General features: G+C 65.4%; 21 protein-coding genes. 14 read left to right on the plus strand and 7 right to left on the minus strand.

Annotation, left to right across the window (positions count from 1 at the left end; translation table 11 throughout):
- Positions 1–12 precede the first annotated feature (12 nt).
- On the plus strand, positions 13–1,485 hold the full coding sequence (locus ACFVTG_RS04450; protein WP_390278425.1) for a glycoside hydrolase family 32 protein: 1,473 nt from the start codon (positions 13–15) through the stop codon (positions 1,483–1,485).
- 117 nt (positions 1,486–1,602) lie between these two features.
- Here the strand turns inward: ACFVTG_RS04450 and ACFVTG_RS04455 are convergent, their stop codons facing one another.
- Entirely contained in the window at positions 1,603–2,655 is a 1,053-nt protein-coding gene (locus tag ACFVTG_RS04455) for a LacI family DNA-binding transcriptional regulator (RefSeq protein WP_390278428.1), read from the minus strand.
- A 369-nt stretch (positions 2,656–3,024) separates the two neighbouring features.
- Here ACFVTG_RS04455 and ACFVTG_RS04460 point away from each other — a divergent pair, with 369 nt between their 5' ends.
- The 4 genes from ACFVTG_RS04460 to menD all read left to right on the plus strand — a co-directional run bounded on the left by ACFVTG_RS04460 (position 3,025) and on the right by menD (position 8,982).
- Positions 3,025–3,873 carry a hypothetical protein gene (locus ACFVTG_RS04460; protein WP_390278431.1) on the plus strand — a complete coding sequence of 283 codons (849 nt, stop codon included), beginning with the start codon at positions 3,025–3,027 and terminating at the stop codon, positions 3,871–3,873.
- A gap of 25 nt (positions 3,874–3,898) precedes the next feature.
- Positions 3,899–4,888, plus strand: coding sequence for an o-succinylbenzoate synthase (locus tag ACFVTG_RS04465; RefSeq protein WP_390278434.1), 990 nt, complete (start codon positions 3,899–3,901; stop codon positions 4,886–4,888).
- Between the two features lie 108 nt (positions 4,889–4,996).
- A complete protein-coding gene (locus ACFVTG_RS04470) occupies positions 4,997–7,087 on the plus strand; it encodes a PhoX family protein (RefSeq protein ID WP_390278436.1) in 2,091 nt (696 codons plus the stop codon).
- Between the two features lie 185 nt (positions 7,088–7,272).
- On the plus strand, positions 7,273–8,982 hold the full coding sequence (gene menD / locus ACFVTG_RS04475; protein WP_390278439.1) for a 2-succinyl-5-enolpyruvyl-6-hydroxy-3-cyclohexene-1-carboxylic-acid synthase: 1,710 nt from the start codon (positions 7,273–7,275) through the stop codon (positions 8,980–8,982).
- Positions 8,983–9,106: 124 nt separating this feature from the next.
- Here the strand turns inward: menD and ACFVTG_RS04480 are convergent, their stop codons facing one another.
- The 4 genes from ACFVTG_RS04480 to ACFVTG_RS04495 form a co-directional block, all read right to left on the minus strand.
- The gene (locus ACFVTG_RS04480; protein WP_390278442.1) at positions 9,107–9,883 is read right to left on the minus strand and encodes an amino acid ABC transporter ATP-binding protein; all 777 of its coding nucleotides are present in this window, start codon (positions 9,881–9,883) and stop codon (positions 9,107–9,109) included.
- On the minus strand, positions 9,880–10,854 hold the full coding sequence (locus ACFVTG_RS04485) for an amino acid ABC transporter permease (protein WP_284755347.1): 975 nt from the start codon (positions 10,852–10,854) through the stop codon (positions 9,880–9,882). Before ACFVTG_RS04485 ends, ACFVTG_RS04480 begins: the two co-directional genes overlap by 4 nt.
- A gap of 35 nt (positions 10,855–10,889) precedes the next feature.
- On the minus strand, positions 10,890–11,843 hold the full coding sequence (locus ACFVTG_RS04490; RefSeq protein WP_284755349.1) for an ABC transporter substrate-binding protein: 954 nt from the start codon (positions 11,841–11,843) through the stop codon (positions 10,890–10,892).
- A 200-nt stretch (positions 11,844–12,043) separates the two neighbouring features.
- The gene (locus ACFVTG_RS04495; protein ID WP_390278446.1) at positions 12,044–13,456 is read right to left on the minus strand and encodes an isochorismate synthase MenF; all 1,413 of its coding nucleotides are present in this window, start codon (positions 13,454–13,456) and stop codon (positions 12,044–12,046) included.
- 128 nt (positions 13,457–13,584) lie between these two features.
- Between ACFVTG_RS04495 and ACFVTG_RS04500 the strand changes: the two genes are divergently transcribed.
- The 4 genes from ACFVTG_RS04500 (at position 13,585) to ACFVTG_RS04515 (ending at position 18,258) form a co-directional block, all read left to right on the plus strand.
- Entirely contained in the window at positions 13,585–14,361 is a 777-nt protein-coding gene (locus ACFVTG_RS04500; RefSeq protein ID WP_084784263.1) for a demethylmenaquinone methyltransferase, read from the plus strand.
- A gap of 22 nt (positions 14,362–14,383) precedes the next feature.
- Positions 14,384–15,781 carry a geranylgeranyl reductase family protein gene (locus ACFVTG_RS04505; RefSeq protein ID WP_390278451.1) on the plus strand — a complete coding sequence of 466 codons (1,398 nt, stop codon included), beginning with the start codon at positions 14,384–14,386 and terminating at the stop codon, positions 15,779–15,781.
- 9 nt (positions 15,782–15,790) lie between these two features.
- Entirely contained in the window at positions 15,791–16,894 is a 1,104-nt protein-coding gene (locus ACFVTG_RS04510; protein WP_284755354.1) for a polyprenyl synthetase family protein, read from the plus strand.
- A 458-nt stretch (positions 16,895–17,352) separates the two neighbouring features.
- A complete protein-coding gene (locus ACFVTG_RS04515; RefSeq protein WP_284755355.1) occupies positions 17,353–18,258 on the plus strand; it encodes a hypothetical protein in 906 nt (301 codons plus the stop codon).
- Positions 18,259–18,412: 154 nt separating this feature from the next.
- Here the strand turns inward: ACFVTG_RS04515 and ACFVTG_RS04520 are convergent, their stop codons facing one another.
- On the minus strand, positions 18,413–18,835 hold the full coding sequence (locus ACFVTG_RS04520) for a hypothetical protein (protein ID WP_284755357.1): 423 nt from the start codon (positions 18,833–18,835) through the stop codon (positions 18,413–18,415).
- A gap of 13 nt (positions 18,836–18,848) precedes the next feature.
- Complete coding sequence (locus ACFVTG_RS04525) at positions 18,849–19,520, minus strand: trimeric intracellular cation channel family protein (RefSeq protein WP_284755359.1); 672 nt, start codon at positions 19,518–19,520, stop codon at positions 18,849–18,851.
- Between the two features lie 63 nt (positions 19,521–19,583).
- Here ACFVTG_RS04525 and ACFVTG_RS04530 point away from each other — a divergent pair, with 63 nt between their 5' ends.
- The 5 genes from ACFVTG_RS04530 (at position 19,584) to ACFVTG_RS04550 (ending at position 25,269) form a co-directional block, all read left to right on the plus strand.
- Entirely contained in the window at positions 19,584–20,282 is a 699-nt protein-coding gene (locus ACFVTG_RS04530) for a sirohydrochlorin chelatase (RefSeq protein WP_390278456.1), read from the plus strand.
- Between the two features lie 133 nt (positions 20,283–20,415).
- Positions 20,416–22,161, plus strand: a complete 1,746-nt coding sequence (locus ACFVTG_RS04535) for a nitrite/sulfite reductase (protein ID WP_284755363.1) — start codon at positions 20,416–20,418, stop codon at positions 22,159–22,161.
- The gene (locus tag ACFVTG_RS04540; protein WP_390278460.1) at positions 22,158–22,874 is read left to right on the plus strand and encodes a phosphoadenylyl-sulfate reductase; all 717 of its coding nucleotides are present in this window, start codon (positions 22,158–22,160) and stop codon (positions 22,872–22,874) included. The genes ACFVTG_RS04535 and ACFVTG_RS04540 overlap by 4 nt, the downstream gene beginning before the upstream one ends.
- Positions 22,871–23,857 (plus strand): sulfate adenylyltransferase subunit CysD, encoded by a 987-nt coding sequence (gene cysD / locus ACFVTG_RS04545; protein WP_253190841.1) that lies wholly within the window; start codon positions 22,871–22,873, stop codon positions 23,855–23,857. Before ACFVTG_RS04540 ends, cysD begins: the two co-directional genes overlap by 4 nt.
- Positions 23,857–25,269, plus strand: a complete 1,413-nt coding sequence (locus tag ACFVTG_RS04550) for a sulfate adenylyltransferase subunit 1 (protein ID WP_390278463.1) — start codon at positions 23,857–23,859, stop codon at positions 25,267–25,269. Before cysD ends, ACFVTG_RS04550 begins: the two co-directional genes overlap by 1 nt.
- Positions 25,270–25,413: the final 144 nt, after the last annotated feature.

Raw genomic sequence — 25,413 nt, forward strand, 5'->3', positions numbered from 1 at the left:
GAAAGGACTTCGATGACGGACCTCATATCCACCGCCCCTGCACTCGCCGCGGCGGCCACCCACCCGGACCCGGCTTTCCCACGCTTCCACCCCCGGCCGGCGCAAGGCTGGATCAACGACCCCAACGGCATCAGCTACATCAACGGCCGCTACCACGTGTTCTTCCAGTTCAACCCGGAATCGGCCCGGCACCACCGGATCCAGTGGGGCCACGTCAGCTCCCCGGACCTGGTCCACTGGGATGAGCACCCCGTCGCGCTGCGCCCGCAGGACGGCGGCCCGGACGAGTTCGGCTGCTGGACCGGTGTGGTGACCGACGACGGCGGTGTCCCCACCGCTGCGTATTCGGGCGTGCGGGGCGACGGCGGGCACTCGCAAGTGGTGATTTCCCGGGGCTCAGCGGACCTGGTGAGCTGGGAACAGGATGGCCACATCGCCGCTTCCATGCCGGACGACGGCTTGGTCACGGCCGTGCGGGACCCCTTCATCTTCCACTTCAACGGCAAGCGCTACGCCATGCAGGGCGCCGGGCTGGCCGATGGACATGCTGCTTTGCTGCTGTACACGGTGGAGGACATGTCCGACTGGAAGTACCAAGGCATTTGGCTCACCACCGAGAACCCCGTTGCCGCTACGCACACTCCGGCTGAGATCTGGGAGTGCCCGCAACTGGTTCAGGTTCCTTCCGACGGGGTGGGTCCCGACGGGGTTCCTTCCGACGGGGCCGACACCTGGGTCATGATGTTTTCCCTTTGGCTCTCCGGTGACGACCATGAGCACGCCAACGGAGTGGGCCACCTGATCGGCTCGCTTGTTGAGGACCCGTCGACCGGGCTGCCGGTGTTCGTCCCGCGTTCCGGGGGCAGGTCCGACCTTGGCCGGGACTTCTACGCCCCGCAGATCGTTCAGCTGGATACTGCGTCGTCGTCAGGGGCGCGGTCGACGTCTGTGGCGACGCCGTCGTCTGGTGCGACGCCGGAGCCGCGCGCCCTGTTGTGGGGATGGGCCAACGAAGGCCCGGGCCGTGATGGCCGGCGTGGCCGTTCGCAAGACGAGATCGACGCCGCAGGCTGGGCAGGCGTGTTAACCCACCCGCGCTTCCTCTCGGTTGAGGATGGTGCATTGGTGGTTGCTCCTGCGCCTGAGGTGGACGCGTACCGGGGTCCTGTCCTCGCGGCCGGGGCTTCCGGGGCCGTTGACTTGCCGCCGTTTGCCGAGGCAGTTGTGACGGCTGGGACTGTTGCTGGAGCCGGTGAGGTTCGGCTGGTCCTGGCCTCCGGCGCGGAACGGCAAGTTGTGTTTGCAGGGCCGTTGTCCGAGGGCGAGGAACTCCGCATCTTCGTGGATGCTTCCTTGGTGGAGGTGTATCGGACAGGTTCTGTCGCCACGACCCTCCGCGCCTACCCTGCGGCCGGGGAAGCATGGATCCTTGAGCTTCCCGAAGGTGCGGCCGCGGACGTCTGGGAACTGAAGCTGCCGGAATAGGCGGCAGGCCGCCGTCGTAGTTTCCCCACATTTGACCACTTTTGACCGGTGCTGCAGTCCGGGATCCCCGTATTTCCGCGGGTTCCCGGACGACGGCCCGGCCAAAAGTGGTCGGATCTAGAGAGTGGGTACAGGCCCGGTGGACTCACGGACCACCAAACGGCAGGGAACCATGGTTTCCAGATGGCCGCTGCCGTCCGATGTCGACCGCTTGGCCGGGTCCTCGATCTGCTCGAGCAACATGCTCATCGCGGCCGCGCCCATTTCCCGAAGCGGAAGCGCCATGGTGGTGAGCGCGGGGACCATGGTGGCCGCGATGCGGGACTCGTCGTCGTAACCCATGATCGAGAGGTCGCGCGGTACGGAAAGGCCCAGCCGCGCCGCAGCCAGGGCGACGCCGATGGCGAGTCGATCGTTGGCGCACACAATCGCCGTCGGCCGCTCGGTGGCGGAGAGCAGCCCCATAGCGCCATGGAAACCGTCGTTGATGTCCCAACCGGCCATGAATACGCGGTCTTCGCGGACGGGGATGGCGGCCTTGGCCATTGCCTCCCGATGCCCCACGATGCGCAGGGGCACAGCCGGGGAGGTGGCGGCGCCGGCGAGGAATGCGATATCGCGATGGCCCAGCTGTAAGAGGTGCTCGGTGGCTTCCCGGCCGCCGGAAACCTCGTCCGGGATCACGTGGTGCAGCCGTGGGGCGGGGCTGCTGTCGTAGCAATTGGCGAGCACGGAGGGGATCCGCAACATGCCCTGGGGCACGTCGAGCGGCTTCAAGCCGACCGTGACATACATCAGCCCGTCCACTTGCCGGTCCAACAGGGTCTCGACGGCGCTCTCGTCACGGGAGGCGTCGCGCTCGGTGTCCATCACCACGGTGACAAATCCGTGGGCGCGGGCGACGTCGTCGGCGCCACCGATGATGTTGCCGTCGAACGGGCTCACCACCACCTCGTCCGACACGATGCCGATCACGCGCGTTCGTTGGTTTCGCAGGCTCAGCGCGATGGGGTTGGGGGAGTAGTTGAGATCCGCTGCTGCCTGGCGGATACGGTCCTGGCTTTCCTTGGCCACGTTGCCGTCGCCACGGCCGTTGAGCACCAGCGACACCGCACTCCGCGAGACGCCCGCCCGTTTGGCGACGTCGAGTGCTGTGGCCTTGCGCTGCATGCGGGCTCCTCCGGCTGTGGTTCCGTTTCTTGCTGCATTCTACCTAACGCGTGTGAGGGCCGGTTCCGGTCCCCGTTCCCCAGCCTCCAGCCTCCAGCCCGACGCTCGCTCACCTATGGGGCCAAAAGCCCGGACCCTCGCTCACATCATGTGAGCGAGCGTCGCTGGAAAACACCCCAAAGGTGAGCGAGCGTCTGTGGGGGCCCTGTGTGTGTCAACCAAACGCTCGCTCAGATATACGCCCTTCGAGCCGAACGCTCGCTCAGATATACGCCCTTCGAGCCGAACGCAAAGAGGTATCGTTGGGCGTGCCGGGTAGAACCGGTGTTCTGATCTATGGGGGTGGGTCCGATTTTTTCTTCGCGCCGAATGGCTACGATCGTGCTGGCGGCGGCAATGGCGTTGAGTCTCAACGCCTGCGTGTTCGATCTGACTGCCGCCAGACCGTTGGCCCATGGAGGGACGCCCTCCGCCCCTGCGACCAAGCCATCCGCAATACCCACCGCAAGCAGTGGTATCCAAACGCGGGTCCGTTCGTCGCAGGAGCTGCAGGCGTTGCTCGGCAGCCTCCGTGCTCCCGACGGCGTGATGTCAACACCCATTGGTGAGGCAGCGATTCAGGACTTGCAGGATTCGATGGCAGTCGGGCCCGCCGACATGACCACCGATCCCGCTGGATGCCGGGACCTCCTGAAAGCAGGAGAACTGGTCGACTACAGAATCCCGACGGCGGCCGCGGTGCTGGGGCCCCAGGAGAACATGTCCGTCATCATGGCTTCGTCCGACGATTCCGGCTATTTCTGGCAGGGCATGTACAGCATCGGTCGGGCTCTTGGATATTGCCCCGAGGTGACTATCAGTTCGGGGAACCAACAGGTGCACTCGTCCCTGAAACGGTTGAGTATGGACCTTCACGGGTCGAAGTCGTTCACATACGTCACCAGCATCACGGGCTCCGGAGCGCCGATCCATGTGCTGCGCATGGTCACCATGAGCGGAAGCCTGTTCGTCACGGGGGTCCACCCGCTGCCGGACGCGCAGCCCACCGATGCTGTCATCCAGGAGCTCAGCAGCTATGTCAACGCGATCGTTGACCATGCCGGCGATCAATTGCCGGGGGCTCCCGGCGCAAAGCAGCCCACCGGGCCGGCCACGGCGCCAGCTGACCCGGCCACGCCGCCAGCTAACCCGACCCCGCCGCCGGGCACCCCGGCCTAACCGCGCCCCAAGCTACAGTGAAACCATGCCTCCATTCCCCGCCCTCGATGAGCTCCTTGCCACCGCGAAAGTGGTCAGCCTGCCGATGCGGGTCAAGTTCCGGGGCATCACCGAGCGCGAGACCCTCCTGTTCCGCGGACCGGCCGGGTGGGGCGAATTTTGTCCCTTCCCCGAGTACGGCGACGCCGAGGCTTCCCGCTGGCTCGCCGCCGCCGTCGAAGCCGCATGGCAGGGTTTTCCGCGGCAGCTAAGGGACACCATTCCCGTCAACGCGACCGTCCCCGCCGTGCCTGCCGCCCGGGTGCCCGAGGTCCTGGAACGCTTCGGCCGCGTGGACGCCGTCAAGGTCAAGGTCGCCGAGCGCGGTCAGGAACTGGCCGACGACGTCGCGCGCGTCGCCGCAGTCAGGGACGCCCTGCCGGATGCCGCGATCCGTGTGGATGCGAACGCGGGCTGGGACGTGCCGCAGGCGGTCGAGGCACTCGGGCGGCTCTCCGCCGTCGGGCTCGAATACGCCGAGCAGCCCGTGCCGCACATCGAGGGCCTCGCCGAAGTCCGCCGGCTGCTCGCGCAGCAGGGAACGCCCGTGCTCATCGCCGCCGACGAATCCGTGCGCAAGGAAGACGATCCCCTCAAGGTGGCCCGGGCGGGAGCGGCGGACCTGATCGTGGTCAAGGTGGCGCCGCTTGGGGGAGTGCGGCGTGCGCTGGACATTGTGGCGCAAGCCGGGCTTCCCGCCGTCGTGAGCTCGGCGCTGGACACCTCGGTGGGGATCCGCGCGGGGCTCGCGCTCGCGGCCGCGTTGCCGGAGCTGCCCTACGCGTGCGGGCTGGGGACGGTGCGGCTGTTCGCCTCGGACATCACGCGGAATCCGTTAGTGCCCGACGACGGCGCCATCCGCGTCCGCGATGCCGTCGCCGATGAGGGGCTGCTGGAGCGGTATGCGGCTCCCGCCGAGCGTCGCGATTGGTGGCTGGACCGGCTCCGCAGGGTGCACGCACTCCTTGATGCATAGATTGCTGGGAAAAGTCTGGGAATTCACCGGAACTTTACCGGAGCGTCCTCTCGGATTCCGTTAGCGCTGTAAGGGTGGGGAAATCACTCAATCCCCGGAGGTATTCCCATGTCTGAATCAACCAAGCGCAAGTTTGACTTGCTCCCCATGCTCGGCCATACGAAGGGCAAGCGCAGTCCCGTCACGTGCGCCCTGAAGTGCGACAACGCCTGCTCGGGCGAGGTGTGCAACACGAGCTCCAACGCCTACTTCCGCGACATCGCTTCCGCAGCAGTGTCCCGCCGCGCCGCCCTGGGCTTCGGCGCCGTGGGTGCGCTCGCCGTCGTACTGGGCGGCAGCCTGTCTGGCAACCTTCCCGAAGCCGGCGGTGTTGGCCTGTCCGAGGCCGCAAAGACGGGCTTCGACAAGGCCAAGCTCAAGTTCGCGCCGATCAAGCCGGTCGACTACACCGTTGATGCCTTCACGGTGCCGGATGGTTTCGCGTGGCAGCCGATCATCCGTTGGGGCGATCCGCTCTTTGCCGACTCGCCGGCCTTCGAGCTGAACAGCCAGACCGCCGCCGCGCAGGCCCGCCAGTTCGGCTACAACAACGACTACACGGACATCCTGCCCATCGCGGATTCCAAGGACCGCCGTGCCGTGCTCTTCACCAACCACGAGTACACCAACGAGAACATCATGTTCCCGGCGTCTTTGGCGGCTGCGGAGGCGCGCGCGATCGGGCGTGCCGCGCACGGGCTCACGGTTGTTGAACTCGAGCGCAAGAACAAGAACAAGCCGTGGAACTACGTCAAGGGTGCGCCGCTCAACCGCCGTTTCCTGACCGATACCACCTACGAGCTCACCGGCCCTGCCGCTGGCACGGACTTGGTCAAGACCATCGACGACCCCTCAGGCCGGAAGATCAAGGGCACCTTGGGAAACTGCTCGGGCGGGACCACCCCGTGGGGAACCATTCTCTCCGGCGAGGAAAACTTCAACGGCTACTTCGTGGCTCCCGGCACCTCGGCGGGCGACAAGCGCTACGGCCTCTCGAACAAGCCCACGGCCCGCAAATGGGAACTGGATGAGCCGCGTTTCAACACCAACAACGCCGGTTACGCCAACGAAACCAACCGCTTCGGCTGGATCGTGGAAGTCGATCCGTTCGACCCCTCCTCCACACCTAAGAAGCACTCCGCGATGGGCCGCTTCAAGCACGAGGGCGCCAACGTGATTGTTGCCGCCTCCGGCCGTGTGGTGGCCTATATGGGCGACGACGAGCGCTTCGACTACCTCTACAAGTTCGTCTCCAAGGGCAAGTACATGCCCGGCGACTCGGCCGCGGCCCGCCGGAACAACATGAACCTTCTCTCCGAAGGCGACCTCTACGTGGCCAAGTTCACGGGTGACTCACCGGCGTCGGAGATCACCGGCAACGGTGCGCTTCCCTCCGACGGCGCGTTCGACGGTTCCGGCGAGTGGCTTCCTTTGGTGGTCGACGGCGCCTCCGCAGTTCCGGGCATGTCCGTCCCCGAGGTCTTGGTCTACACCCGCATCGCCGCGGACAAGGTTGGCCCCACGAAGATGGACCGCTGCGAAGACGTCGAGCCGAACCTGGCAACCGGCAAGGTCTACGTGGTCTGCACCAACAACTCGGACCGCGGCAAGCCCGGCAAGGAAGGCGCCACCGAGGTCAACCCGCGCACCCTCAACCGGGACGGCCACATCGTGGAAATCACAGAAACCGGCGACCAGGCGTCCACGCGCTTCAATTGGACGCTCCTGATGGTTTGTGGAGACCCGGCCAAGAACTCCTCCACCTACTTCTCCGGCTTCCCGGCCGACAAGGTCTCGCCCATTTCCTGCCCAGACAACGTTGCCTTCGACTCCGCAGGCAACATGTGGATCGCCACGGATGGCGCGCCGTCGTCGATCGGGTATGCGGACGGCCTCTTCAAGGTCACGCTGGACGGCAGCGACCGCGGCAAGGTTGAGCAGTTCCTCGCCGTGCCGCGCGACGCCGAGACGTGCGGACCGATCGTGCACGACGACGAGCGGACAGTATTCGTTGCCGTGCAGCACCCGGGCGAGGAAGGGACGTTCGACGCCCCGCACTCCTTCTTCCCGGATTACGTGGGCGCCGGAGCCACCCCGGCCGCCGGCCAGGTCCGCGCCCCGCGACCGTCGATCGTGCAGGTGTTCCGCAAGGACGGCTAAGGCTGCTCCCTGCCTCACACTTTCCTCCCCTTTCCCGACGCTCCTTTCCCGACGCTCGCTCACGTATGTGGGTCTTTCGGTGAACGCTCGCTCACCTATGTCCCCATGGGTGAGCGAGCGTTTGGGATTTTGGCCCCATAGGTGAGCGAGCGTTTGGAGGGAGGCGCCGCTAATAGACTGGTGCGGTGACTTCGCAAGGCTCCCTGAGCTCCCTCGCCGCTGCCCGGATCGCTGTTAAGGCGCTGCTCGACGGCGGTGTGCGGCACGTGGTGGTCTCTCCCGGTTCGCGCTCGGCACCCATGGCGTACGCGCTGGCCGAGGCCGAAGCGGCCGGGAACGTCCGGCTCCTGGTCCGGATCGACGAACGCTCTGCCGGTTTCACGGCCCTCGGCTTGGCGTTGTCGACGGGCGCCCCGGCGGCTGTCCTGACCACCTCGGGCACCGCCGTCGGGAATCTTTTGCCTGCGGTCATGGAGGCCAACCACGCCGCCGTGCCGCTAGTGGTCCTTTCGGCTGATCGCCCTGCCGAACTACACGGGACCGGCGCCAACCAAACCACCATCCAACTGGACCTCTTCGGCGAACACGTTCGCTTCGCCGTCGATATTGCCGCGGGCAGCAACCCGAAGAGGGCCGTCGAGACTGCCATCTATGCGGCAACCGGCGCCCTCGAGGACACGCCTCCCGGGCCGGTGCAGCTCAACCTGGCGTTCCGCGAGCCGCTGGTTCCGGAGCCGGGCGAGGCGCTGCCCGCCACCAAGGGCCACGGAGTTTTCCACTTCGACTCCGGTCCCCAACCATTGAGCATGCCCCCCGCTTCTGCTGAACTGACGGAACGGCGCACGGTGGTTTTGGCAGGGCACGACGCCGGTCCGGTCGCCGAGGCGTTCGCCCGCGCCCACGGCCTTCCGCTGCTCGCCGAGCCCTCCTCCAACGCGCGCTTCGGTCCCAACGCCGTCGGGCCGTATCGCCTCATGCTGGACAACTTCGGGCCCGGGTCCGCACTGCCGATCGAGCGGGTGGTGGTCTTCGGACGGCCGACCCTTTCCAGGCCCGTCGCCGCCCTGCTGGCCCGCAACGACCTTCCCGCCGCCATGTACGAGCCCGTACCGGTGGCCTGGTACGAGCACGGCCGGCGTCGCGAGGAACGCTTCGAGTCTTTGACTGAACTGGCCGGTTTTGCGGGCCGTGGCTCGGATGAGTGGCTCGACGCCTGGCTGCTGGCCGGTGCCGCGGCCCAACACGCGCTCGACGGCGTCCTCGAGGCAGAACGCGCAGCCAACGGACCCGCAGTGGGAGCCGCCGTCTGGAAACATGCGCGAGGGCAGCTGGTCCTGGGCTCCTCCAACGGCATCCGCGACGTAGACCTCGCCGGACAGCCAGGGCCCGAGCCCCTCGTCACAGTATTCGCGAACCGCGGCCTCGCCGGCATTGACGGCACCATCTCCACGGCAACGGGAATCGCCCTCGGCGCTGGCCGCGAAACCACCCTCCTCCTGGGCGACGTCACCTTCCTGCACGACGCCGGCGGCCTGTTCCTCGGAGCCGGCGAACCCGGACCGGACTTGCGCATCGTGGTCCTCAACGACGCCGGCGGTGGCATCTTCGGCCTCCTTGAGCACGGCAAGGTGGAGGACGACGGCGGCTACGGCACCGCCGTCGAGCGCCTCTTCGGCACCCCGCACAGCGTGGACATTTCAGCGCTGGCCGCGGCATACGGCGTCGGGCACACTTTGGTGCGTACGACGGCGGAGCTCGCCACCGTGCTTGCCTCGCCTTTGAAGGGGCGCAGCATTGTCGAGGTACGCACGGACCGTTCCGACTTGCGTCCGCTGCACGCGCGCATCAAGGTTGCAGTGGCCGCGGCAGTGTCCCAGGTGCTGCTCGGGGCGTAGGTGTTGGCTGGCGACGCGCAAACTGGCCGGCGACGCGCAATCTGGCTGGCGACGCGCAAATGCCCTGACGCGGCTGGATTTCCAGCCGCGTCAGGGCATTTCCGCGTCGCAGGCAGCGCAGGAACTACAGCACCCGGCTGAGGAATTCCTTCGTGCGGGCGTGCTGCGGGTTGGCGATGATTTCGCGGGGGTCACCGGATTCCACAACCACACCTCCGTCCATGAAGGTCAGGCGGTCGCCGACTTCGCGGGCAAAGCCGATCTCGTGGGTCACCACGATCATGGTCATGCCGGACTTGGCCAGGTCCTTCATCACGTTGAGCACATCGCCTACGAGTTCGGGGTCAAGTGCGGAAGTCGGCTCGTCGAAGAGCATCAGCTCCGGTTCCATGGCCAGGGCCCGGGCGATCGCGACACGTTGCTGCTGGCCGCCGGAAAGCTGAGCCGGGTAGTGGTTGGCGCGGTCCGCCAGGCCCACCCGGTCCAACAATTCGAGGGCGGCCTTCTTGGCGTCGCCCTTGGATTTGCCCTTGACCTGAACGGGCGCTTCCATGACGTTGTACAGGGCGGTCTTGTGCGGGAACAGGTTGAAGCGTTGGAATACCATGCCGATTTCCCGGCGCTGCGCGGCGATTTCCTTGACCTTCAGGTCGTGGAGGCGGCCTTTGACTTCGCGGTAGCCGATCAGTTGGTCGCCCACGGAGATGCGGCCGGCGCTGATGGTTTCGAGAAGGTTCACGCAGCGGAGCATCGTTGACTTGCCCGAACCTGACGGGCCGATGACAACGGACACTTCGCCCTGGTTGACCGTCAGGTCGATGCCGCGAAGCACATGGTGGGGGCCGAAGTACTTGTGGAGGCCTTCGATCCGCACCAGCGGTTTCTGGGTGGTGATCGTCATTTTGCCTCATCCTCCGGGAAGTCCATCTTCAAGGACGGCTCTGCTTCGGCACTCGGTGCCACGGCTGCGGCAGCCTTGGCGGCTGCGGGGTTGATGACCGCCGGCGCGAGGTTGGTGTCCACGCCCTTGCCGTAGTACGCCTCGATGTAATGCTGGCCGACCATGAGAAGACTGGTAATGACCAGGTACCAGATGGCTGCGACGATCAGTAGCGGCACGGGAAGGTAGATCCGGTTGGCCAAGGCGTTGGTCGCGAAGGTCAGGTCCAAGGTGAACGGGACTGCCAAAACCAGGGAGGTGGTCTTCAGCATGCCGATGGTTTCATTGCCGGTGGGCGGGACGATGATGCGCATGGCCTGCGGCAGGATGATCCGCCACATGATCTTGCCCTTGCCCATGCCCAGGGCTTCGGCGGCTTCCGTCTGGCCCTTGTCCACGGACTTCAGGCCGGCGCGGAAGATCTCGGCCAAGTAGGCCGATTCGTTGAGACCCAGGCCTAGGATCGCCGCAACAAGAGCCGTAATGACTGTGCTCGTGTCCACGCTGAACAATTCCGGGCCGAATGGCACTCCGGCGCTGATCTTTGGATAGAGGACGGCGATCAGGCCCCAGAAGACCAACTGGGTGTAGACCGGGGTGCCGCGGAAGAACCACACCCAGACCCAGCTTGTGTAGCGAAGAACCGGGTTGTCCGACTGGCGCATCACGGCAAGCAGGATGGCCAGGACAATCGCAATGGCCATTGAAGCGACAGTCAGGAGCAACGTCCAGCCAACACCCTGGACCACCTTTACGTCCAGGATGTAGGTGCCCACAACGTCCCAACGGAAGTTGTGGTTCGTGATCACGCTCTGCACCATCAGCGCTAGTACGCCAACGATGACGATGGCGCTGATCCAGCGGCCGGGGTGCCTGACCGGCACCGCATCGTTCAGCACGGGCGCTGCGTGGCCTGGTTGATGATGATCCATCTGTGCACCTGATTTGTTATCGGTGGCGGGAATACTCAAGACTTGACCGCCGGGTTGACCTCGGACTTGGTGATGGCGCCTTCGGCGTTGCCCCAGCCGGTGAGGATCTTCTTGTAGGAACCGTCAGACATGAGCTTGGTCAGCGTCTTCTGGATGACATCGGCGAGGGCAGTGTCCGACTTGGCAACGGCGATGCCCTGGGGAGCGGCGTCGTAAACGTCGCCGAGCCTCTCAAGCTGGCCGTTGGTCTGGGTCAGGGCGTAACCGATGATGGGGGAGTCGGCTGCCATGGCGTCGATGCTGCCATTGACGAGCCGGGTGGTGACGTCGGTCTGGTTCTTCAGAGTCACGATGTTGATCGGCTGCTTGCCGTCAGCTGCGCACTTCTTGTTGCGGCCGGAGAGGTCCGGGTCTTCCTGGACGGTGCCGGTCTGCACGCCGATGGACTTGCCGCAGACGTCATCCAGGGAGAACTTCTTCGGGTTGCCCTTCTGCACGGCCCAAGCGGTACCGGCGTTGAAGTAGCTGACCATATTAACGGCGCCGAGACGCTCGGGGTTGATGGTGAACGACGAGATGCCCAGATCGTACTTGGGGCCGAGGGCGGGAAGGATGCCCGTGAATTCGGCGGTCTGCACCTGGACCTTCAGGCCAAGTGTTGCGCCGATCGCCTTGGCGATGTCGACGTCGTAACCGACCGGGGTCTGGCCGTCGGTTCCGAGGAATTCCGCAGGAGCGTACGTCGTGTCCGAGCCGACGGTCAGCGTGCCCTTGGACTTGATGGCCGCGGGGACCATTGCAGCGAGGGTGTCGTCCTTGGTGATGGTGCTGGGGTCAAAGCTTGCATTGGCACTGCCAGAAGGCGAGGCGGCACTCGACGGGCCCGCCTCTGAGGCGTTGGTGCAGGCAGTCAGTGCCAAGGCGCCGATTGCGATGATGGTTGCAGCCTTGAGCGTCGAACTGACCGGAAGCGAACGGAATTTCTGCATTTTCTTACCTTTTGTTGCAGTGGATGCGAAACTAATCGGTTCATAGTGTAGCGCCGAACATGAGATGTGCGTCACAGAAAACTAAGTTTTACTATTGGATAACCTACCAAGTAAAAAATCAAGACCCCCAACGTGGCTATTGTCTCGCACCCCAGACAGTTGGGAGGGTAGGTTTCGATCGGAATCTGTGGGTTTGGGGCTTAGTTGCTGATCCCCAGCGACTCGAGCATCGGCCGGAATTTTGCCCAGGTCTCGGCCAGTTCGGCGTCGGGAACGGAGCCTTCCACGATCCCGCAGCCCGCGTAGAGGCGCACCGTCGTAGGACTCTCGATGATCGCGCCGCGCAGTGCGATGCCCCACTCACCGTTCCCCGCGGCGTCGAGCCACCCGACCGGTCCGGCGTATGGCCCCCGATCCATGTGCTCAAGCTCCCGGATCAGTTCCCCGGCAACCAAAGTAGGTGTGCCACACACGGCGGCCGTGGGGTGGAGCGCGTTGATCAGGGCCAAACACGTAGGGACATGTCCCTCTATATCGGCGAGCTCGGCCTTCACATCCGATGCCAGGTGCCACACATTGGGCAGTTCGAGGATGAACGGTTCGCTGTGGGCGTTCATGGCCTCGGAGAAGGGCGCGAGCTGGGTGGTCAGCGATTGGATGGCGATCTCGTGCTCGTGCCGTTGTTTCTCCGAACCGGCCAGCACGCGTTCGGCGTATTCCAAGGGGGAGCCGTCCACGCCCTCGGCGTCGCGACGGTCCAGCGTCCCGGCCAGGACCCGCGCCTGTGCTGTGCGGCCCTCCACCTGGATGAGCATTTCCGGCGTCGCGCCCACCAAGCCGTCGACGCCGTAGGTCCAGCATTCGCGGTAACGGCTGGCCAGCTGCTGCAGCACTTTGGCGGCGTTGACGCCGTCGGGCAGCGTCGCTACGACGTCGCGCGCCAGGACCAGCTTCTCGAGCTTTCCGGTCCGGATTTCCGCGACGCCGTCGGCCACGGCCTGCTTCCACGCGGTTTCGCTCAGCGAGCCGCTCTCCAGCGTGACCTTCCCGTCCCCCAACTGGCTCGCAGTTGTTGTCGTTATGGGCCCTCTAAACGACAACAACTGCGAGTTAGTTGGGTGCCCGACGCCGGAGCCTCCTGCCGCCGTAAGCTCACCGGCCGCTGACTCGCGTTCCTCCGGCTCGGGGCTAAGCCAGCCCGCCAGGGCGGCAAGGGCGCCCGCCTCGGTGAGTTCGACGTCGTCGAGCGTCAACTGGGTGAGCCAGGACTGCCCATCCCGGATCCCGACAACGATTTCCGGAAGGATCAAGCGGGATTCAAAATCGGACGTCTTGGAGAAGGCAAAGGAGCCAAATGCAACAGGGCCGGTGCCGGGGATCTCCAAGGGATCCGTGACGTCGGCCTCGATGACGAGGTGGCGCCACCAAATGTCGGCCTCGAGAAAGCGATCGGGCCCGGAAGCGGTGAAGCGCGCGAGTTCGCCGAAGCCCACCAGTCCGTTCTCTCGGCGGGACCAGCACAGGACGTCGTCCCGGACCAGAAACGACGGCAGCCCCCCGGAGGATGAATCAACATCGAGGGGGACTGTCAAGGTGCGGAGCGTACTCGTCATGATGGAACAACATTACTCCCGCGGGCAACGGTAGCCGCGCTGGCCGGAACGGGAACCCGGAGCGCGAACCCGGGCCGGACCGGAGCGCCCCGAAAGTTCTTCCCAAATTTGTCTGAGACAATTGCAGGGTGAACCGAGCATCCTTGGAAAAGCGTCCGGACGAAGTTGCGACGATGTTTGACGATGTCGCCCCCAAATACGACGTCGTCAACGATGTCCTGTCTATGGGGCAGACCCGGCGTTGGCGCCGCGTCGTCGTGGATGCGATGGATGTTCGGGTAGGCCAAAAAGTCCTGGATCTGGCTGCCGGTACCGGCACGTCCAGCGAACCGTACGCAGACGCCGGAGTGGACGTCGTGGCCTGCGACTTCTCGCTGGGGATGCTGAAGGTCGGCAAACGCCGCCGCCCGGACATCAACTTCGTTGCCGGGGACGCCACCAAGCTGCCGTTCGCGGACAACTCCTTCGACGCGTGCACCATTTCCTTCGGCCTCCGCAATGTCAACGAACCACACAAGGCCCTCGCGGAGATGTTCCGCGTCACCAAGCCGGGCGGACGCCTGGTCATCGCAGAATTCTCGGCCCCCGTGGTCCCCCTCTGGCGGACCATGTACACCGAGTACCTCATGCGCGCACTGCCTGCCATCGCCACCAAGGTCTCCTCCAACCCGGACGCCTACGTGTACCTCGCCGAGTCCATCCGCGCCTGGCCGGACCAGGACCACCTGGCCGCGTGGCTGCAGGAAGCCGGCTGGACCGACGTCAACTACCGCAACCTGAGCGGCGGCATCGTGGCGGTGCACCGCGCACAGAAGCCCGGTGCCGAACATCGGGAAAGCGTTCCCGTGGCCAAGCTGCGTCGGCAGATCAAGCCGCGCCGCCAAGCCGGCGATCAGTCCCGCTAACCGGCCTATTAACAAGGACGCTGTGAACGTACTGATAGTCGGCGCAGGGCCAGCCGGGTCCACCGCCGCGTACTACCTTGCCCAGGCGGGCATTTCCGTGACGGTGCTGGAAAAGACCAGCTTCCCGCGTGAGAAGGTCTGTGGCGACGGCCTCACTCCCCGCGCGGTCCGCGAAATCCAGAAGCTCGGCCTCCCGCACGCCGAGGACGAGGGGTGGCGCCGCAACAGGGGGCTCAGGCTCATCGCCGGAGGCCGCACCATTGAATTGCCGTGGCCCGAGGTCGCCGATTTTCCCACGTACGGACTCATCCGTACCCGCCTCGGATTCGACGAGGAGCTGGCCCGGCACGCCCAGTCGGCGGGCGCCGTCGTGCTTGAACGCCACAGCGTCACCGAAGCACTGCGCGACGACGCCGGGCGCGTGATCGGCGCGCGCGCCGCTTTGCTCGACGACTCCGGACGGAAGACAGGCGAAACGCGCGACTTCCATGCCGACGTCGTGCTCGCCGCGGACGGCAACTCGACCCGCACCGCCGTTTCGCTCGGCATGCACAAGCGCGACGACCGCCCGCTCGGCGTCGCCGTCCGCACCTACTTCACCTCGCCCCGCCACGACGACGACTGGATGGAAGGCTGGCTGGAGCTCCATTCGCCGGCTTCCCACGCCTCGCAAGCTCGGCGCGGTACCCGCGCCGGCTCTCTTGGCAAGTCCGGCAAGCCGCTGCCCGGTTACGGATGGGTTTTCGGCGTCGGGGACGGCACGTCGAACGTGGGCCTCGGAATCCTGAACTCCTCCAAGGAATTCGGCAAGCTCGACTACAAGCAGGTCCTGCGCGAATGGACCGCCGGCATGCCGTCCGAGTGGGGCTTCACGCCCGAAAACCAGGTGGGGGAGATCCGCGGTGCTGCCCTGCCGATGGGCTTCAACCGCACCCCGCACTACGCGCCCGGCCTCATGCTCCTGGGCGACGCCGGCGGCATGGTTTCACCGTTCAACGGCGAGGGCATTTCCTATGCCATGGAGTCGGCCCGCTTTGCGGCCGAGTTCATTATCGACGCATCATCGCGTTCGCGTTCAGCCGGATGGACAGCCGACGACGGCGACGCTCACCTTTCGCGCTACGCGGACTACGTGCGGGACCAGTGGGGTTCGCACTTCACCCTCGGCCGGATGTTTGCCACGCTGATCGGCAAGCCCGCCGTCATGAAACTCGCGCTACGGACCGGCATGCCCATTCCGGTGCTCATGCGCTTTGTGGTGAGGATGCTCGCCAACCTCACGGATGCGTCCGCCAAGGGTTTCGAGGACCGCGTGATCCGCGTCCTCGAGATGATGGTCCCGGCCACATCCAACACCACGTCCCCCGCCGCTTCCACCCGTGCCGGCACCGAATCAACGCTTTCCACCGCGAAAAGTTAGGGTTAACCCGTGACTCACTCTGCCGAACACAGTTGGACGCACGCCGGGCACGGCCTGCCGGACACTGTCGAACCCGCTCCCACTACCACCGCGATCGCCACCGGCCTGCAGCTTCCCGCCGGTTTCGCAGCTATCGCCAAGGACGTGGAGCTGGGTCCTGCCATCACCACGAACCTTGCCCGTGTGGAAAAGAAGCTCCGCGAAGCAATTGCCAACTCGGACCCCCTGGCTGACGCAACGTCGCGTCACCTGGTGGAAGCCGGCGGCAAGCGCATCCGCCCGCTGCTGACCCTCCTGTGTGCCCACCTCGGTGACGCATCCCGTCCCGAAGTGGTCCAGGCCGCCGTCGTGGTTGAACTGACCCACCTCGCAACCCTCTATCACGACGACGTGATGGACTCCGCGCCCTACCGCCGCGGCGCCCCCACGGCCCACGAAGTCTGGGGCAACTCGGTGGCCATCCTCACCGGTGACCTGATCTTCGCCCGCGCCTCGATCCTGGTGTCCGAACTCGGTTCGCGTGCCCTGGGAATCCAGGCCCGCACCTTCGAACGCCTGTGCCTCGGCCAGCTGCACGAAACGGTGGGCCCGCGTGAAGGCGAGGACGCCGTGGAGCACTACCTGTCCGTCATCGCCGACAAGACCGGTTCCCTGGTTGCGGCCTCGGGCCAGCTCGGTGCCATCTTCGCCGGCGCCGACGAAGCCTTCGAAGATGTGCTCGTGGAGTATGGCGAGAAGGTGGGCGTGGCGTTCCAACTTGCCGACGACGTCATCGACGTCACTGGTGTCAAGGTCAAGTCCGGCAAGTCCCCGGGGACAGACCTCCGCGAAGGCGTTCCCACGCTGCCCGTCCTCCTGCTCCGCAGGGCCGCCGACAACGGTGACCAGTCCGCCGTCGAACTCTTGAAACTGGTGGACGGCGACCTGTCGTCCGATGAGGCGTTGGCCCTGGCAGTCGCCGGGCTGCGCGAGCATCCCGTCACCGCCGAATCCTGGGTCATTGCGCGTCAGTGGTCCGCGGAAGCCATCGAGGCCTTGAAGCCGTTGCCCGAAGGCGTGGTCAAGGAGTCGCTGACGAACTTCGCACACGCTGTGGTGGAGCGCGCCAGCTAGGTTTGGCGGCCCCGCAGACCCAACTGACTCGCAGTTGTTGTCGTTTTGACCCGTCATAACGACAACAACTGCGAGCTAGTTGGGTGGGGCGCGCGAAGGCCGGGCTTAAATGCAATGGCCCCGGTTCCTTGCAACGCTACGAGTCACGCGCTGCAACGAACCGGGACCATAATCTCCGTTCGCATCAGACCCACCGGAGGCATTTAGTGAATCCGGTTACAGCATATGACAACTTTGTCACGGGTGCAACTTTCCCGGTCAAAGGGTTTTCCGGAGTTTTCGGGGAATTCTGCGCGCCGTCCTGACCTTCTTTGAATTCAAAATGGCCCCGACACGCCTGAGAAGGGGTGTGTCCGGCAGTTTATGGACCCAAAGAAGGTCAGGAAGGGCCAGCAAAGTTGTCCACATAGGGGAACCCGGAGCTACTGTCGCCTGAGCGATGCTGCTGGAGTGGCCACATGGATATAGTGCAATTCCTCCAGAGGCGGGGCGGTGCGGCCCGGACTGCGCAACTGCTTCGAGCGGGCTTTCCCAAGTCGGCGTTGGCCCAAGGGCTCCGCAACGGAACGCTCAACCTGTTGCGCCGCGGGATCTACACGATTGAGGGCGCGGATCCAGGCATCGTTGCTGCGTTAGCGGCGAATGGCGTCTTGACCTGCGTTTCGGCTGTTCGTTTCTACAATTTGTGGCAGCTGCAGGAGCCAGGAGGCGTCCAAGGACTGGGGAGTTCCCGGAGACCCGAGGCCATCCATCTCAGCTGCGGTAGCGGCCTAGTCCGGGACGGTGTGGTGGACCATGCCCGATGTAGGCACCCGGGGCATCCGTACCTTCCTGTGGCCGGCCTAGCTGATGTCCTTATCCACGCCCTGAGATGCCGACCCGAACTGGAATCCTTGGTAATTGTCCAGTCCGCAGTTAGCCGCGGGTTGATCACCACAGACTTCCTTAAGACGAAACTGCAAGGCAACCGCAACGGAGCAGCGAGGGCTGCGCTGGATCTTGTGCTGCCCAGGGCTGATTCCTTGCTGGAAGTGCTCGCACACACGCACTTTGTCCGGGCGGGCCTCCGGGTCCGGATGCATGTGGAACTGGCGGGGGTGGGGGAGGTGGACTGCTTGATCAACGAGTGCCTTGTAGTGGAACTCGACGGCCATACGCATCTGGAGCCGCGGCAGGTCAAGAAGGACCGGTACCGGGACAACGCCAGTGTGAAGGGTGGGCTCTTGTCGTTGCACTACTTCTACAAGGACGTGGTCCACCGTCCTAAAGAGATGGTCAACGAGGTCTTGACCGTGTTGCGGCACCGGGAAGTCGGCCGCTTCGCCCCCGCAAGATACGCGCCCGGGTGGGTGCCGCCGTCGTAATCCAGCAGCAGACTCCACCAAAGCGCGCGCCGTCCTGACCCTCTTTGGCACGAAAAAAGCCGCGACACACCCTGATCCAGGCGTGTCGCGGCTCCTCGAAATTCAAAGAGGGTCAGGAAGGCGTGGCGCCCACTGAAAAACCCCCAAGCAAACCCTAGTCTTCGTCGCTGAAAGCCCAGTCGAACATGTCGAACACGAACTCGGAGAACGTGCCTTCTTCGGATTTCCATTGGCCGCGGGCGTTGTTGCGGCGCCACACGATGGGATCGGGGACGCCGAGGTCGCCTACGCGGAAGCCCCAGGTGAACTGCTCTTCCTCGTCCTCCAGGAACATGAGGAAACCTTCGTCGTCCACTTCGAGCTCTTCGGGGTCCCAGAAGTAGTGGTACGCCTCCATGAGGTCCTCGCAGCCACCGATCGCGAGGTAGAACTCCCGCAGGACCATGGGAATGGTGAACGAGTGGGCGGATAGGGCCTCGTCCAGCTCAGCGGCGGACAGCCCGTCTTCTTCCTGCCATTCGTCCTCGAGATACTTCGGTACAAGCGCGCGGAACTTCTCGAGGAACATGTCAGTCATGCTCCCATCCTAGCTAATCGCGGCCACGTGAATCGGCGCCCGAGGACACCCCGGCGCGGTGCCATCCCCGGACCGCGAGGGGCACCCGCCAACCGCGCCGCCAAGCCACCACCCGGAAGGCGAAAACCCAGGCGGCAATGACCCCGGCTGTAACCCCGTTGAAGGCGCCGATGTTCCAGAGCAAGGCCGTCAGGGCGGCCCCCGTGAGGGCCGGCAGGGCGTAGAGATCCCGTGCGTTGAAGAGGGTGGGAATTTCGTTGGCCGTGATGTCGCGGAGCAAGCCGCCACCCACAGCCGTGGTGACTCCCAACAAGATTGCAGCCACCGGATTCATCCCAGCGGCCAGTGCCTTGAGCGTCCCGGTGATGCAGAACAAGGCCAACCCGCCGGCGTCGAACAGTGTCAAGAGGGACGTGAAGCGCTGGATGCTCGAAAACAGGAAGTACACCAGCACCGCGGCCAACAAGGGTGGTAGCAGGTACACCGGGTTGGTGAACGCCGCGGGCGGGCCGGCGTTGATGACGATGTCTCGGATGACACCGCCGCCCAGGCCGACCAGCGAAGCCAAGAGGAGCGAGCCGATGATGTCGAACTGCTTCTTGGCCGCGAGCAAGGATCCGGACACGGCGAAAAAGAAGACGCCGGCCAGATCCAGCCATACCAGCGCAAGGTCAAAAGTGAACAAATGCAGCTCCATTCTTCGTTCACAGACGGGCGATCATGCTCGCCCAACGTTACGCTTGCACGCATGAACAGCCCCGTCTTGATCGCGTGCGCCCACGGAACCCGGAACGTCGAAGGGCAAGCCGCTATCCGCCAGGTCATGGCCGAAATCGAGGCTTTGCGCCCCGGCCTGACCGTCGTGGAGGCCTACGTCGACGTCCAGGAGCCCGAGTTGGGCGGCGTGGTGGCCGGCCTCCCGGAAGGCACGCCCGCCGTCGTCGTTCCCTTGCTGCTCAGCACCGGCTACCACGTCAAGGTGGACATCCCCAAGGCGATCAAGTCCCGTCCGGAGGTGTCCGCGGCGCCGCCGCTGGGGCCGGATCCGCGGCTCGCGGAGCTGCTCGCCGCACGGCTGCGCGACTCGGGCCTGGGCGACGACGACGGCGTCCTGCTCGCCGCCGCGGGCTCGTCGCTGCCGGACGGTTCCGTCGATTCGGAAGAGCAGGCGCGCCAGCTCGCCGAGCTGCTGCCCAACAAGGTGCGCGTCGCCTATGGCGCGAGTGCCGAGCCGAACGTGCCCGACGGCGTCGCGGCCCTACGCGCCGAACTCACCGACGACGGCGGCCGGGTGGTGGTGTCCTCGTATCTGCTGGCCACGGGCTACTTCCACGACCAATTGTCCAAGGCCGCAGCCGACATCGTGACGGCGCCGCTGCTGCCCTCTCCGGTCCTCGCGGAGATCGCCTTGGAACGCTACGACGCGGTGGTTGCTGCGCGCTCCTGAACTGTTCTTTTGGATGCATAGCCGAGCCGGTCCCACAAGGCCCGACGGCGGTTCGTGACGAAATGTTTCCCTAGGTGACTTTCCGTTTCCCGGACCTTTGTTACGCCTCTCTGGCCAGCCCTACAGTCGATGCATGACTGATACAGCTCTAGCCGGAGCGTCTGCGGACGAGGCTGCACCCAAGCGCCCGGCCCGCACCGCCCGTCCTGCCGCGAAACCCCACGGCCAGTGGAAGGTCGACGGCACCGCGCCGCTCAACGCCAACGAAACCTGGAAGCAGGAAGACAACGGGCTCAACGTCCGCGAGCGTATCGAGTCTGTCTACTCCAAGCACGGCTTCGACTCGATCGATGGCACGGACCTGCATGGCCGCTTCCGCTGGTGGGGCCTCTACACCCAGCGCAAGCCCGGGATCGACGGCGGCAAGACCGCCACGCTCGAGCCGCACGAGCTCGAGGACAAGTACTTCATGCTCCGCGTGAGGATCGACGGCGGTGCGCTCACCACCGAGCAGTTGCGCGTCATCGGCCAGATCTCCGTGGACTTCGCCCGTGGCAGCGCCGACCTGACCGACCGCCAGAACATCCAGCTGCACTGGATCCGCGTGGAGGACGTGCCGGAGATCTGGCGCCGCCTCGAATCCGTTGGCCTGTCCACCACCGAGGCCTGCGGCGACGTCCCGCGTGTCATCCTGGGCTCCCCGGTTGCCGGCATCGCCAAGGACGAGATCATCGATCCCACGCCGCTGATCCACGAACTCGCGGAACGCTTCATCGGCGACCCCGAGCTCGCCAACCTGCCGCGCAAATACAAGACCGCCATCACCGGCCACCCCTCGCAGGACGTGGTCCACGAGATCAACGACTTCGGCCTGGTCGGCATGGTCCACCCGGAACTCGGCGTCGGCTATGACCTCTGGGTGGGCGGCGCGCTTTCCACCAACCCCATGCTTGCCAAGCGGCTCGGCGCATTCGTGAAGCCCGAGGAAGCCGCCGAAGTGTGGCTCGGCGTCACCAGCATCTTCCGCGATTACGGTTACCGCCGGATGCGCACCAAGGCACGCCTGAAGTTCCTCATGGCCGATTGGGGCCCCGAGAAGTTCCGCCAGATCCTTGAAGACGAATACCTCGGCTTCAAGCTTTCCGACGGCCCCGCGGCACCCAAGCCCTCGACGCCGGGCGACCACGTAGGCATCCACGAGCAGAAGGACGGCAAGTTCTTCATCGGCGCCACGCCCTTGGCCGGTCGTCTCTCAGGCAGCCAGCTCGTGAAGCTCGCGGACACCCTCGAAGCCCGCGGCTCCTTCCGCCTGCGCACCACGCCGCACCAGAAGATCGTTGTGCTGGACGTCGCCAAGGAGCAGGTGGAACCGCTCGTCGCCGAACTGGACACCCTCGGCCTCTCCGCCCGCCCGTCCGTGTTCCGCCGCGGCACCATCGCCTGCACCGGCATCGAATTCTGCAAGCTCGCCATCGTGGAAACCAAGGTCACGGCAGCCACCGCGGTCGCCGAACTGGAACGCCGCCTGGCCGACCTCGCGGACAGCGGCCAGTTGCCCCAGGCGCTGTCCCTGCACATCAACGGCTGCCCCAACTCCTGCGCCCGCATCCAGACCGCGGACATCGGGCTCAAGGGCATGATGCTGCCAACGCCCGACGGCGACCCCACCCCGGGCTTCCAGGTTCACTTGGGCGGCGGGCTGGCTTCGTCCAACCGCGAAGAAGCAGGCCTCGGACGCACCGTGCGCGGCCTCAAGGTTTACGTCGAGGACCTGCCCGACTACGTAGAGCGGGTAGTCCGGAAGTTCGTGGCCGACCGTGCCGAAGGCCAGACCTTCGCCGAATGGGCACACTCCGCAGATGAAGGAGATCTCCAGTGACCACCAGCACCCAGCTCCGTTCCCACGACGAACTCAAAGCACTCGCCGAAGCCGGTGCCGCCGAGCTCGGTTGGAACGCGCCCGCCCGCGACGTTATCGCCTGGGTTACCCGCAACTTCGAACTGCCCGCCGTCGCCGTGGCCTGCTCCATGGCTGACGCCGTGCTGCCGGCCCTCGTGGCTGACCAGCTCCCCGGCGTCGACGTCCTCTTCCTGGAGACCGGCTACCACTTCCCGGAAACCTACGCCACACGCGACGAGGTCGCCGCGAACCTGCGCGTGAACATCGTGGACGTGCTCCCAGAGAACACTGTGGAGCAGCAGGACCGCCTTCTCGGCAAGGACTTGTTCGCCCGCGACGCCGCCCAATGCTGCGCGCTCCGCAAGGTCCAGCCGCTGCGCCGGACCCTGGCTGGCTACGAAGTATGGTTCACCGGTGTCCGCCGCGACGAGGCCCCCACCCGGACCAACACGCCGCTGATCACCTGGGACGAGGCCAACGGCCTGGTCAAGGTCAACCCGATGGCCGACTGGAGCTTTGACCAGTTGGTCCAGTACTCCGAAGACAACATCCTTCCCGTCAACCCCCTCCTGAGCCAGGGCTACCCGTCCATCGGATGCCAGCCCTGCACCCGCAAAGTGGCCCCGGGAGCGGACCCCCGCTCCGGCCGCTGGGCAGGAACCGACAAGACAGAATGCGGACTACACGTATGAGTACCCAAATCACCAACGAGGACCTGGAGTTGTCTGTGCTGGAAACCGACGCTGCTGAGACGCCGACTGCCGCCCAGGCTCTGCGGTCGGCCCGCCTCTCGTCTTTGGACACGTTGGAATCCGAGGCCATCCACATCATCCGCGAGGTTGTTGCCGAGTTCGAGAAGCCTGCGCTGCTGTTCTCCGGTGGCAAGGATTCCGTGGTCATGCTGCACCTGGCCACCAAGGCGTTTTGGCCTGGCAAGGTTCCGTTCCCCGTGCTGCACGTGGACACCGGCCACAACTTCCCCGAGGTCATTGACTTCCGTGACCGCACGGTGGAGCGCCTGGGTCTTAAGCTCGTGGTTGGCTCCGTTCAGGAGTTCATCGACCGCGGCGAGCTCGCCGAGCGTGCCGATGGCACCCGCAACCCGCTGCAGACCGTGCCGCTCCTGGATGCCATCCAGCGCAACAAGTTCGACGCCGTCTTCGGAGGCGGCCGTCGCGACGAGGACAAGGCCCGTGCCAAGGAGCGCATCCTGAGCCTGCGGGACGAATTCGGCCAGTGGGATCCCCGCAACCAGCGCCCCGAATTGTGGAACCTGTACAACGGCCGCCACACGGTGGGCCAGCACGTCCGTGCGTTCCCGATCAGCAACTGGACCGAGCTGGACGTGTGGCGCTACATCGAGCGCGAAGGCATTGAACTGCCCGGCTTGTACTACGCCCACGAGCGCGAGGTCTACGAACGCGACGGCATGTGGCGTGCGGTGGGCGAGGTTTCCATGCCGAAGCCCCACGAGGAAGTCGTCACCAAGCTCGTCCGCTACCGCACCGTGGGCGACATGTCCTGCACCGGCGCGGTCGTTTCCGACGCCCGCACGGTTGCCGACGTGGTTGTCGAAGTTGCCGCATCCACACTCACCGAACGTGGCGCCACCCGCGCAGATGACCGCATCTCCGAGGCAGCCATGGAAGACCGCAAGAAGGACGGCTACTTCTAATGAGCACCGAAACCGCACTCCTCGAGACTGGCCTGCGCGAATCCACGTTGTTCCGCTTTGCCACCGCTGGATCCGTCGACGACGGCAAGTCCACCCTGGTGGGCCGCCTGCTGCACGATTCCAAGGCGATCCTTGCCGACCAGCTCGACGCCGTCGCCCGCACCTCGGCGGACCGTGGCTTCGGCGGAGCAGGCGCCACCGGTAGCCAGGCGATCGACCTCGCCCTCCTGACCGACGGCCTTCGCGCCGAGCGGGAACAGGGCATCACCATCGATGTCGCCTACCGCTACTTCGCCACCGACCGCCGCAGCTTCATCCTCGCGGACTGCCCCGGCCACGTGCAGTACACCAAGAACACGGTGACGGGCGCGTCCACTGCGGATGCCGTCGTCGTACTCATTGACGCCCGCAAGGGAGTCCTGGAGCAGACCCGCCGGCACCTGTCCGTGCTGCAGCTGCTGCGCGTTGCGCACGTGATCGTCGCTGTGAACAAGATCGACCTTGTGGACTTCAGCGAGTCGGTCTTCCGCGAAATCGAGACGGACGTGCAGAAGGTCGCCCGCGAGCTTGGCTTGGGCAGCGATGGCATTGCCGACGTCGCGGTCATCCCGGTGTCAGCACTCGACGGCGACAACGTGGTGGACCGCTCGGACCGTACCCCGTGGTACAGCGGCCCGGCCCTGCTCGAGGTCCTGGAAACCCTTCCGGCCGCCGATGAGCTTGAGAGCCACCTGGAGAGCTTCCGCTTCCCGGTCCAGCTGGTCATCCGGCCGCAGGGCGCGCTGGCTCGCGACGCCGTCGCCGCAGGGCTCGACGTCGGGGCGTACCGCGACTACCGTGCCTACGCCGGCCAGATCACGGAAGGAACCGTGAAGCTCGGCGACAAGGTCACCGTCCTGAGCCCGGGCCACGAGCCACGGATCACCACCGTGACGGGGATCGACTTCGCCGGCAGCGAGTTGGCTGAGGCCACTGCTCCGCAATCCGTGGCGATCCGCCTGGCCGATGAAATCGACATCGCCCGCGGTGACACCATTGCCGCGGCAGGGACGGTGCGCGAAAGCTCTGCTGACCTGTACGCAGCGCTGTGCTGGCTCTCACCCAAGCCGTTGCGTGAAGGTGCCAAGGTGCTCGTGAAGCACGGGACCCGGACTGTGCAGGCTTTGGTGCGCAATGTGACGGGCAAGCTGGACCTGGCCACGTTCAACGTCGAGGCCGCCTCCAGCCTTGAGCTGAACGACATCGGCAACGCCCAGCTTCGACTGGCCGCGCCGCTGCCCTTGGAGAACTACCTGCACCACCGCCGCACGGGCGCGTTCCTGGTGATCGATCCCGTGGACGGCAACACCTTGGCCGCCGGTTTGGTGAAGGACCATCCGGGCGACCATGAGGACGAACGTTACGTCATCTGACCCTCCTGTGACTGGAACCGCAGCTTGTTTCCCAAACCCCCGCCTTCAAGGCCCGGGATGGGAAACAAGCTGCGGTTTTTTGCATTGGGACCAGCCGAATTGTGACGCCGCATGAACGTGCGTGACCCCGGGTTTCCGGATCAT

Source organism: Arthrobacter sp. NPDC058127, assembly GCF_042884555.1.
GTDB lineage: Bacteria > Actinomycetota > Actinomycetes > Actinomycetales > Micrococcaceae > Arthrobacter.